Annotated in this window: 11 protein-coding genes; 6 read left to right on the top strand and 5 right to left on the bottom strand. The window is 61.5% G+C overall.

All coding sequences use genetic code 11. The annotated features are described in order from the left end of the window. Positions 1-9: 9 nt before the first annotated feature. The 6 genes from coxB to NKJ04_RS24440 all read left to right on the top strand — a co-directional run bounded on the left by coxB (position 10) and on the right by NKJ04_RS24440 (position 5,192). Positions 10-1,005, top strand: a complete 996-nt coding sequence (gene coxB, locus NKJ04_RS24465) for a cytochrome c oxidase subunit II (protein WP_352677736.1) — start codon at positions 10-12, stop codon at positions 1,003-1,005. Beyond that, on the top strand, positions 1,002-2,975 hold the full coding sequence (gene ctaD, locus NKJ04_RS24460) for a cytochrome c oxidase subunit I (RefSeq protein ID WP_127296111.1): 1,974 nt from the start codon (positions 1,002-1,004) through the stop codon (positions 2,973-2,975). Before coxB ends, ctaD begins: the two co-directional genes overlap by 4 nt. Continuing rightward, complete coding sequence (locus NKJ04_RS24455) at positions 2,972-3,577, top strand: cytochrome c oxidase subunit 3 (protein ID WP_023811928.1); 606 nt, start codon at positions 2,972-2,974, stop codon at positions 3,575-3,577. The genes ctaD and NKJ04_RS24455 overlap by 4 nt, the downstream gene beginning before the upstream one ends. Before the next feature lie 133 nt (positions 3,578-3,710). Then, complete coding sequence (locus NKJ04_RS24450; protein ID WP_352677669.1) at positions 3,711-3,920, top strand: hypothetical protein; 210 nt, start codon at positions 3,711-3,713, stop codon at positions 3,918-3,920. Next, entirely contained in the window at positions 3,917-4,795 is an 879-nt protein-coding gene (locus NKJ04_RS24445) for a cytochrome c oxidase assembly protein (protein ID WP_352552143.1), read from the top strand. The genes NKJ04_RS24450 and NKJ04_RS24445 overlap by 4 nt, the downstream gene beginning before the upstream one ends. Next, entirely contained in the window at positions 4,776-5,192 is a 417-nt protein-coding gene (locus NKJ04_RS24440; RefSeq protein WP_352552145.1) for a c-type cytochrome, read from the top strand. The genes NKJ04_RS24445 and NKJ04_RS24440 overlap by 20 nt, the downstream gene beginning before the upstream one ends. A gap of 80 nt (positions 5,193-5,272) precedes the next feature. Here the strand turns inward: NKJ04_RS24440 and NKJ04_RS24435 are convergent, their stop codons facing one another. The 5 genes from NKJ04_RS24435 to NKJ04_RS24415 all read right to left on the bottom strand — a co-directional run bounded on the left by NKJ04_RS24435 (position 5,273) and on the right by NKJ04_RS24415 (position 9,354). After that, positions 5,273-6,109: a hypothetical protein gene (locus tag NKJ04_RS24435; RefSeq protein ID WP_352677666.1), complete on the bottom strand. Its 837-nt coding sequence runs from the start codon at positions 6,107-6,109 to the stop codon at positions 5,273-5,275. Further along, positions 6,106-6,498, bottom strand: coding sequence for a phage holin family protein (locus NKJ04_RS24430; RefSeq protein ID WP_352442894.1), 393 nt, complete (start codon positions 6,496-6,498; stop codon positions 6,106-6,108). Before NKJ04_RS24430 ends, NKJ04_RS24435 begins: the two co-directional genes overlap by 4 nt. Further along, on the bottom strand, positions 6,495-7,100 hold the full coding sequence (locus tag NKJ04_RS24425) for a hypothetical protein (RefSeq protein WP_352677664.1): 606 nt from the start codon (positions 7,098-7,100) through the stop codon (positions 6,495-6,497). The genes NKJ04_RS24430 and NKJ04_RS24425 overlap by 4 nt, the downstream gene beginning before the upstream one ends. A 318-nt stretch (positions 7,101-7,418) precedes the next feature. After that, positions 7,419-8,264: a manganese catalase family protein gene (locus NKJ04_RS24420; RefSeq protein WP_352552153.1), complete on the bottom strand. Its 846-nt coding sequence runs from the start codon at positions 8,262-8,264 to the stop codon at positions 7,419-7,421. 172 nt (positions 8,265-8,436) lie between these two features. Next, positions 8,437-9,354, bottom strand: coding sequence for a glycoside hydrolase family protein (locus NKJ04_RS24415; RefSeq protein WP_352442897.1), 918 nt, complete (start codon positions 9,352-9,354; stop codon positions 8,437-8,439). Between the last annotated feature and the right edge of the window lie 68 nt (positions 9,355-9,422).

Raw genomic sequence — 9,422 nt, 5'->3', positions numbered from 1 at the left:
CTCGCCTTCATGGCGCTTGCCCCCTTGTGTGTCCTGCTTCTGCAGGGATGCGCAGGCTGGCAGTCGGCGCTGGACCCGAAAGGCCCCGCGGCCGGCGAGTTGGCTTGGCTGATCTGGTTCTTCACCGCGCTTTGCGCGGTTGTGTGGGTGCTGGTGATGATCGCGCTCGCAGCACCGCTGGTCATGCGATCGCGTCCCGGCGATGAGCCGCTCTTACTCGACGAAGGGGCCGAACGCCGCAAGATGCGCGTGGTTGTCACCGCTGTTGGGCTGACCGCCATAATCCTGATCGGACTTACGCTGCTGAGCTTTTTCGCCAACAGGACGCTTGCCGCCATTGGCCCGGACGCCGCGCTGACAATCAGGGTAACCGGGCATCAGTGGTGGTGGGAGGTGCGTTACGAGAATGCTACGCCGAGCCGCATCCTGACGACGGCGAATGAGGTCCACATCCCCGCCGGCGAGCCGGTGAGGCTGCTATTGACCTCGACCGATGTGATCCATTCGTTCTGGATTCCAAGCTTGGCCGGTAAGCTCGACCTTATACCGGGTCACATGAACGTGCTGGACATCAAGGCGGACAAGCCGGGCGTCTACCGTGGTCAATGCGCTGAATTCTGCGGCGCGCAGCATGCCAACATGGGCACCTTCATCATTGCTGAGCCGCGTCCGAAATTCGATGCCTGGCTGAACGACCAGTTGCAGCCGGCCGGCGCGCCGGCGAGTGGCGAGGCCAAGGCCGGCGCGGACCTGTTCCTCAAGCGCCCCTGCGTAATGTGCCATAGGATCGGGGGGACGCCGGCCGGCGGAACGGTGGCTCCCGATCTCACCCACATAGCAAGCCGGAAAACATTGGCGGCCGGAACGCTGACGATGAGCCGCGGCAATCTCGCCGCCTGGATAGCCGACCCGCAAGGCATCAAGCCGGGTTCCCACATGCCAGTGGCAGATCTCAATGGCGACGAGCTCAACGCAATTGTGGCTTATCTCGAGGGACTGAAATGAGCAGCGCCGATATCACAGGCGACCGCCACATCCCGGAACTGGATACCGCCTCCAAGGGCGACCTCGCTCCCGAACGCGACGGACCCCGGGATACGGGAATGGATGATGCCAGTCTGCATCGCTGGCTCGAACGCACTTGGCGGACGCCGTCCGGTATCTTTGGAGCGCTGTCTAGCGTCGATCACAAGGTGATCGCACGACGCTATTTGATCACCGCATTTGTTTTCCTGTGTCTTGGCGGCCTCAACGCTGTGGCCATGCGTATCCAGCTCTCGGGACCGCAACGCGGCCTGATCGGGCCGGACCTCTACAACCAGCTGTTCACGATGCACGGCGTTACGATGATGTTTCTGTTCGCCGTGCCTATCGTGCAGGCGACTGGCATTTATCTGGTACCGCTGATGGTCGGCACCCGCAACATCGCGTTTCCGCGCCTGAATGCGTTCAGCTACTGGATCTACGTCTCGGGCGGCGCTTTTGCCTGGGTGTCCTTCGCCCTCAACATGGCTCCTGATGTCGGTTGGTTCGCTTACGTGCCGCTGTCCGGCCCCGAATTCGCACCGGGCAAGCGCGCCGACGTCTGGGCGCAGATGATCACGTATACGGAAGTGTCTTCATTGGCCGTGGCGGTGGCGACCATCGTCACCGTGTTCAAGCAGCGAGCCCCCGGCATGTCGCTGGACAAGATCCCGCTCTATGTCTGGGCGATGCTGGTCACTTCCTTCGTCGTCGTTTTCGCGATGCCGGCGGTGATGATCACCTCGACCTTCCTGATCCTGGACCGGCTAGTCGGCACACATATCTTCAACCCGGCTGAGGGTGGGGATGCTCTGCTGTTCCAACATCTCTTCTGGTTCTTCGGCCATCCGGAAGTCTACATCATCTTCCTGCCGGCGACGGGCATGGTCTCTTCGATCATCCCGGCTTTCGCCAGGCGACCGACATTCGGCCATCTCGGGCTTGTCCTGTCACTCTTCGCTGTCGGCCTCCTGTCGTTCGGGCTCTGGGTCCATCACATGTTCGCCACCGGATTGCCGAAGCTCGGCGCAAGCTTCTTCACCGCGTCCAGCATGATGATCGCCATTCCGAACGGCGTGCAGATCTTCTGCTGGCTGGCAACATTATGGGATGGCAGACCGGTAATCCGGACCCCGTTGCTGTTTGTCTTCGGCTTCTTCTTCATCTTCGTCATCGGCGGGCTGACCGGCGTCATGCTAGCCTCTGTGCCATTGGATCTTCAGGTGCACGACACCTATTTCGTCGTCGCGCATTTCCATTACGTGCTGATCGGCGGCTCGGTGTTCCCGCTGCTTGGCGCTGCTTATTTCTGGTTCCCGAAGATCAGCGGCCGCATGATGAGCGAACGCCTTGGGCGTTGGCATTTCTGGCTGGCCTTCATCGGGTTTAATGCGACCTTTTTCCCGATGCATCTCGTCGGTCTATGGGGCATGCCACGACGGGTCTACACCTATCCGGCCGAGCTTGGCTGGGGCAACATCAACCTTTTCATCTCGGCCGGGGCGCTGCTCTTCTTCCTGAGCTTTGTGCTGTTCACCTTCAACCTTGTGCATGGCGCGTTGAAAGGCACCTCGGCCGGCAACAATCCGTGGGACGCAGGAACCTTGGAGTGGGCAACATCCTCGCCGCCGCCGAGCTATAATTTCGCACGCATTCCCATCGTCACCCATATCGAGCCGCTCTGGGCCGAGCGCGAGACGCTCCCTGTAGCGACCGGGCTCCGCGTCGATGCGCGCGAGCTCCTCATCTCCACCGTGGCGGAAGCTCATCCCGACATTCGTGAGAAATCGGCCACACCGTCGATCTGGCCTCTTTTCGCGGCGCTCGCCGTCGGTGGTACGTTTCTCTATTCGATTTTCACGCCTTGGGCCATCGTCTGGGGCGCCGCGCCGATCGCCATCACTTTGATCGGTTGGTTCTGGCCGAAGGGCGATCCGGAGGACCAGGAATGAAGCATCGAGTTGCCGCCGATCTTTCAGGACTGCCGACCTTCGGGCATGGTCCGCACAGCCCGACCTGGTGGGGCACGCTGGGCTTCATGGCGCTCGAAGGCACCGGTTTCGCGCTGGCAGCGGGCGCATATCTCTATCTTGCGTTGTCGTGGCCAGCGTGGCGGCTTAGCGCACCGCAACCGAACCATTGGCCCGGAACGATCGTGATGATTTTGTTTGTCGTCAGCCTTGTTCCCAACCACGTCCTCCACCGCCACGCCAAGCAATGCTCCATGATTCCGGTGCGGATCGGCCTGGTGGTCATGTCGCTGCTCGGCATCGCTCCGCTCGTCGTGCGCTGGTTCGAATTCCCCGCCCTCAACATCTATTGGGACACCAACGCCTATGGATCGATGCTCTGGGTGCTGCTTGGCCTGCACACCACGCACCTCATAACCGATGTCGGCGACACCATCGTGCTGATGGTGCTGATGTTCACGCGCCACGGCTATAGCGGCCGGCGCTTCGGCGATGTCGGCGACAATGTCTTCTACTGGGATTTCGTGGTCCTGACCTGGATCCCGATCTACGTGCTCATCTATTGGGCGCCGAGGCTAGGCTGAGATGCGAGCGTTGCGGTTGGGAACGTCTTGGGGTGGTCTTCTGTCAGGTCCGCTGGCCTGGGCGGTCTCGACACAGCTGAATTATGCGCTGGTGCCTTGGCAATGCAATCGCCAGGTGCCGGTCGTGCTTCCCGTGGCGCTGCTGCTCGTCTTATTGTCGCTGCTCGGCGGGGCGCTGTCGTGGCGGGCGAAGCGGCGAGGCGGTGCCGCATTCAAGCCGGAGCGTACGCGCGGCACAGAGCGCTTCGTCGCCAACCTCGGAATGTTGTCGGCGTTGCTGTTTGCGCTTGTGATCCTCATGCAAGGCAGCGCGGCGCTGATCCTGGATGAGTGCCTGCGATGAACCTGGACGCGCTGTTCTCTACTTCCATCTGCTACGGCGCCGGCGCACCCGAGGCCGGGTGGACGCTCGCGCTGCCCATTACGCTGCCGCTTGCCGTCCTCGGACTCGCCTATGTCGTGGGCGCGAGCCGGCTTTGGCGGCGCAGCGGCCGCGGCAGGACTTTGCGGCTGCGCCAGGCTCTGCTGTTCACGGCCGGATGGGGCGTGTTGACAGCCGCATTGGTCAGCCCGATTCATGCGCTCGGCGAGCAGGTATTTGCGGCGCATATGATCGAGCATGAACTTCTGATGGCCGTGGCGGCGCCGCTGTTGGTCTCTGCCTGCCCGGCTGCTGCCTTGATGTGGGGCCTACCCACCCGATTCCGGCGCATTCTGGGAATTGCCGGGCACGCCAATTGGCTGAAGGCGGTCTGGGCTTTCGCAACGCGGCCGATCATGGCGACCATTATCCACGGCATAGCCATATGGATCTGGCACATTCCGGTGTTATTCGAAGCCGCGCTCGAACGCGGCGTGCTGCACTATGCACAGCACGCGAGCTTCTTCGGAACAGGGCTGCTGTTCTGGTGGGTGCTCTTGCCGCGTCCCGGCCGCCAGCATGCCTATGGGAGCGCAGTGATGCACCTCTTCATCACCTCGCTGCATACCGGCCTGCTCGGCGTTCTCCTGTTGCTCTCGCCACGGCTCTGGTACCCGGAGAACGCCGAGGGAGCGGCACTGTGGAATTTGAGTCCCCTGGAAGACCAGCAGCTTGCCGGGCTGGTCATGTGGGTTCCAGCTGGACTGATCTATGGCGGCGTAGCGCTGCTGCTGGCCGCGCTGTGGATCAAGGCGAGCGGAAGCAGGGAGGCGGCGCATGCGTACGAGCTTGTCTAAACTGCTTGCCGCCGTCAGCGCCGCGCTGGTGCTGCTCGTCGCGGCCGTGGCCGGAATGACCTGGTGGTCCGATCGGGCCGCACGCGTCCGCCACGAGGCGGAGGCGGCCACGGGCGGTGACACTGCGAGGGCCTTGCCGATCATGACGGCGAACGGCTGTTCCGGCTGCCATACGATTGCGGGCGTGCCGGGCGCGCAAGGGCAGGTCGGCCCTCGCCTGGATGCCAGTCTTGCTGACCGTGTTTTTATCGGCGGCGGGCTAGCCAACAATCCAGAGAACCTGATCCGCTGGATACGATCGGCAAGGGAAGTCAATCCGCACACGGCCATGCCATCGACACGGATTACGGAGCAGCAGGCGCGCGATATCGCGGCCTACCTCTACGCTCTGAAATGACTCGAGCGGTTCACCGTTCGACGGACAACGCCGACCCCTTTCTGGAAGAGACCGACTATCGTTGATCTATGATTACCAAGCTAGGTTTGGCGCTGAGACGGATCGGAAATCCGTTCCCGCACGGCACGCTCGGTCTTGTCTGCTGTGGACTTCACAATCTCGCCGAGCTGATCGGCCATCGTGCCTGCTTCCATATGTTGCCGGCCAGCTTCCTGCTTAATGGTCTCATAGGCGTCAGCGGCGACCTGCTTGGCCTCATCGAGACCCCTGTCGAGCATGGTTTCGGCGGTGTCGCGAAGCTTGTCCCCATAGGCGCCTAGTTGCTCATCCTCCGTTGCCGTATGGGGCAGCATTGCACCTATAGCGGCACCGATGGCGAGACCGACGGCCGCTACGGCCAAGGGTTGGTCCTCCAACAGATATTGGGCGGAGCGGCTGGCTTTCGCCATGTCACCAGTCGTCGAGCTTGCATTGGCAGCGCTTCCCGTCAGACCCGCCGCAGCGGCTCTTGCGGTGCTCGATATGGTATCGCCGACGCTGGTAGCGCTCGATGAGAGCGATTCCGCGGCATCGGAGAGCGTGCCGCTGAAGCCGCCGCGCTCACCTTCATCATGTCGTGCCGGCGCTGAAGGCAATGGGTAACCAGCGGGACCGTGGGCCGTGTTTGATGTGCCGCTGCCGAACATCAGCCAAGCCAGACCCGCGCCCACCATGGTGACCGGCAAAGGATTGTCTCGGACCTGCGTTCTGAGATTGCTGAGCATGGCCGAGCTCTCCCCTCCCGAGAACAGCCCGGTGAACTCATCCAGCAATTGTCCCGGCGTCATCTTGCCTCGAATGGATTCGGCGGTCTCCATCACCCGGGCGCGAGCCGCCTCGGCCTCGCGTTCAAGTTCGGCTGCGGATTTCTCTTTCATCTCACCTGTTCCTTGATCACGCTCGCGTCGCGCTTGAGCTGTTCCTGGGTCCGGTCGGGGGTAAGTTCCGAAGGCGCCATGCTGGCCATCCCGGTCCGCAGCAGGATGACGCCGAGGACCGCCACGACCACACCGACCAGCAGAGAAGACCACCCCGCGCCAAGCCCTGCCCGTGTCAGTGCGATAACGAGTGCCTGCAGCAACACCAATAGCGCGGCGAGAAGGCAAATCGCGCCGCCCAGCACTTCCGCGGCACCTGCTCCGGCTTTGGTAAGCTTTTCAGAGAGCTCTGCCCGAAACAGCCTGGCTTCGGTTTGCACCAGCGTGGTGACGTTCTGGGCCAGGTCCGTCACCAGCCCGGCAAGGCTGGTATTGTCCTGTGTGCTCATCTGTCTTGCTCCGCATTCTGAGTGGCCGGATCCTCGCCGAGAAGGTCGAAATTCTGGGAACTGTCGGCGGACCAATCGGCGGCCTGGCTGGACGTGATGTCTCCCGACGCTCCCTGAGCTGCTTCAGGACCCGCCGGCGGAGAAGCCTTGATGAACCGCCCGAGAGCCAATCCGGCCAATACCGATCCGGCAAGCAAGACACCGGGATTTTGCCGGCCAAAGGACTGCACGTCCTCCAGGACCTGGCCGAACGGCTTCTGTTTCAATGACGATGAAAGCCGCTCCAAGCCACCGGCGGCATCCAATGCGAACTTCGATGCGTTCCTTTCATCGTTGTTGGCCAGATGGTCACTGGCCGCGCGCAGTGCGCCGCCCAGCGCCGCCAGACTCGATCCGATGTCGCGCTGAGCTTCCTCCGCCTTGTCGGAAATGACATCCCTGGCTTCAGATGCATAGTCGCCAGCCTTGTGGGTCACCGTGTCACGCGCGTCGTGGAGCAACTCGCTGGCACGTTCTTGTTCCAGGCGAAGCCTGTCGGAAACGTCGCTTTTCGCCTTGTCAAAATCGGTGGGCTGTCCGCCCTGATCGTTCTCACGCTGCATGGGCCACCTAGTGAAGACCGAGGAAGGAGAGGACCGCGAGCACGACAACGATAAGGCCGATAAGATAGATGACACTGTTCATGTGCACGTCCTCCGTGGCTTCCCAACTTCGTGGAACCTCCGATGTTCCATTAGGTGAAGCATTTATAGCTAGGCTGAAAATGGAGAGCTCGTCAGGCACACACCAATCACCAATGAGCTGCGCTGTCTCTCGTACACAGCGTCAATTGGCCGATATAACCGCGTGCGGCCGAGTCAGCGAGAAGCTCCAAGGGGGAGACAGCCAGTGCCGGCTGCCTTCGGTATTGCTATGACAGCCTATTCGGCGGCCCGCCTGTCGATCATCTGCTCGCTCTGGGCGCCGGAACTTGGCCGTGGCGGCGAAAGCATGGGCTCCTCGCCCATTGGTGCACCGGCGACCAGGGAGAACTCTCCCTTGCCGTCCATCGAGGGTCCATCGCTCCAACGTCCCCGCGCTGGTTCGACACCTTCGACGAAGCAATTGATGAAGGCATAGGATACGTCCTGATGCTCCTTCTCCTGCGGGAAGGAGTTGGGGACCGGCAGAGACGCGTTCAGTCCGCCCATGTCTTCGATGGCCGCGAGCCACTGCTGTTGGTGCATGGTGTCGCGCGCAATAAGGAAGGACAGCATGTCCTTCATGCCGGGATCGTTGGTCATGTTGTACAGGCGGGTAGCCAGTACGCGGCCGCTTCCTTCCGCGGTGACGTTTGCGACCATATCCGCGGCAAGATTGCCGCTGGCATAGACATGCGAAGCATTGAAGGGAACGCCGTTGGCGTTTTCAGGCAGTGCGGCCAGGCCGGTCGACAAGATATGGCGGAAGTTCATCCCGTTGAGGACCGAGCCGCCGACCGTGTCCGACGAGATGTCCTCCTGCAGCGAAAGTGGTGCACCCTCTAGATTGAGGGCGACCGCAGTCGCCAGCATTTCGATATGGCCGAGTTCCTCGGTCGCCGTGTTTAACAACAGGTCGCGGTATTTGGCCGGTCCGCGGCATCCCCATGCCTGGAAGAAATACTGCAAGGCGACGCGGATCTCGCCTTCTACTCCACCTATGGCCTGCTGCAACGCGCGGGCAAAGACTGGATTCGGCGTTTCCACACGAACCGGGTACTGCAATTTCTTGTCGGTGTAATACATGGCTGACTCCTGGTTTGAAGTCAGCCGAACCTCAGCTCGGACGCATTGTTCCGTAGGAGGAACGTTTAATTCCGGCAGGCTTCCCGACGGAACGTCTCGAGCTACGGAAGCTCATTGCGCAATGCGAGCCGTCCAGTCGGTCTACGCCGTGGGTGCCCATTGGCACCGGGGATCATGCGACCTTGGAAAACAGGGCGACGTCGCATCTGGCCAGGCCGTAGCGCCACCGATGATCGGTCGTGGCGACCCGGCTTTGGTAAAACAACGATAGTTGGCTGCCTTCGATCATCACCGTCGAGTGGCCGTTCTCTCCCGGCTGGCCTGGCTCCAGCACCGGGCCGATCGATACGTAAGGTCCAGCAACGTCATCAGCGATAGCGAAGAACACGCGTTGCCGGTTCCCCCGAAGTCCATTCGGCAGAAAACAAGTGGCATTGAGAAGCACCCGACCGTCCGGCAACTCGACCAGCTGTGCGCCTTCTATGCCCCATTCATAGTCGGGATCCTCTCTCGTATTATGGTGAGGGACATCATTATGGTCGAGGATCTTGCCGATCCGCTTCCAGGGACCGAACCACGAGTCGGATTGGCTCCGTGCGAGGTAGATGTCGGGTTGCGGCACCCTGGTGAATTTTGGCATCGCGGAATAGACGAGGTAGCGCTTGCCGCCAATAACTGCGGGATGCGGATCGTAAATGCCGTCCTCCTCGGTGTCCGGGATGGCAAGGATCGCCGGGCTGAGAACCACCCACTGGAATCCGTCATTGGAAACCGCGTGCTCGCACCGGCCGCCAGACTTCATGAACTCGGTCTGGATGAACATATGAAAGACGCCGCTTTCGTGGATGACGCCGGGAGCCGCAACACCACTCCCGTTGATAGGAAGTTCGATCGGCGGATGCTCGGTCCACGGTCCATAGAGATCGGGCGCCGTGGCATGAAGGATCCTCCACGTCTCGGTGGTCACCGTGCCACTTGAGCCGAAGACGTGCCACAGACTGCCATCGAAGACAGGGCACGGGTCTTTGAGATCATCGACGCTTTGCGGATGAAACAGCGGAAAAACATTGGTCGCAAAGTCGATCTTCATATCAGCCCCGGAATCTTGCCCTGCCAAAACCGAATCGCCAGTCGTGCAGGCGAATCAACGTGATGTTC

Origin of the sequence: Mesorhizobium sp. M0618 (assembly GCF_040320765.1) — a bacterium.
In the GTDB taxonomy this organism is placed as follows: domain Bacteria; phylum Pseudomonadota; class Alphaproteobacteria; order Rhizobiales; family Rhizobiaceae; genus Mesorhizobium.
The sequence above is the reverse complement of the archived record's forward strand: the minus strand, read 5'-3'. Positions and strand labels throughout refer to the sequence as shown.

Bases quoted from the DNA above. Each gene is read 5' to 3' on its own strand.
- coxB (WP_352677736.1), top strand. From the start codon at position 10: ATGGCGCTTGCCCCCTTGTGTGTCCTGCTTCTGCAGGGATGCGCAGGC.
- ctaD (WP_127296111.1), top strand. From the start codon at position 1,002: ATGAGCAGCGCCGATATCACAGGCGACCGCCACATCCCGGAACTGGAT.
- NKJ04_RS24455 (WP_023811928.1), top strand. From the start codon at position 2,972: ATGAAGCATCGAGTTGCCGCCGATCTTTCAGGACTGCCGACCTTCGGG.
- NKJ04_RS24445 (WP_352552143.1), top strand. From the start codon at position 3,917: ATGAACCTGGACGCGCTGTTCTCTACTTCCATCTGCTACGGCGCCGGC.
- NKJ04_RS24440 (WP_352552145.1), top strand. From the start codon at position 4,776: ATGCGTACGAGCTTGTCTAAACTGCTTGCCGCCGTCAGCGCCGCGCTG.
- NKJ04_RS24435 (WP_352677666.1), bottom strand. From the start codon at position 6,109: ATGAAAGAGAAATCCGCAGCCGAACTTGAACGCGAGGCCGAGGCGGCT.
- NKJ04_RS24430 (WP_352442894.1), bottom strand. From the start codon at position 6,498: ATGAGCACACAGGACAATACCAGCCTTGCCGGGCTGGTGACGGACCTG.
- NKJ04_RS24425 (WP_352677664.1), bottom strand. From the start codon at position 7,100: ATGCAGCGTGAGAACGATCAGGGCGGACAGCCCACCGATTTTGACAAG.
- NKJ04_RS24420 (WP_352552153.1), bottom strand. From the start codon at position 8,264: ATGTATTACACCGACAAGAAATTGCAGTACCCGGTTCGTGTGGAAACG.
- NKJ04_RS24415 (WP_352442897.1), bottom strand. From the start codon at position 9,354: ATGAAGATCGACTTTGCGACCAATGTTTTTCCGCTGTTTCATCCGCAA.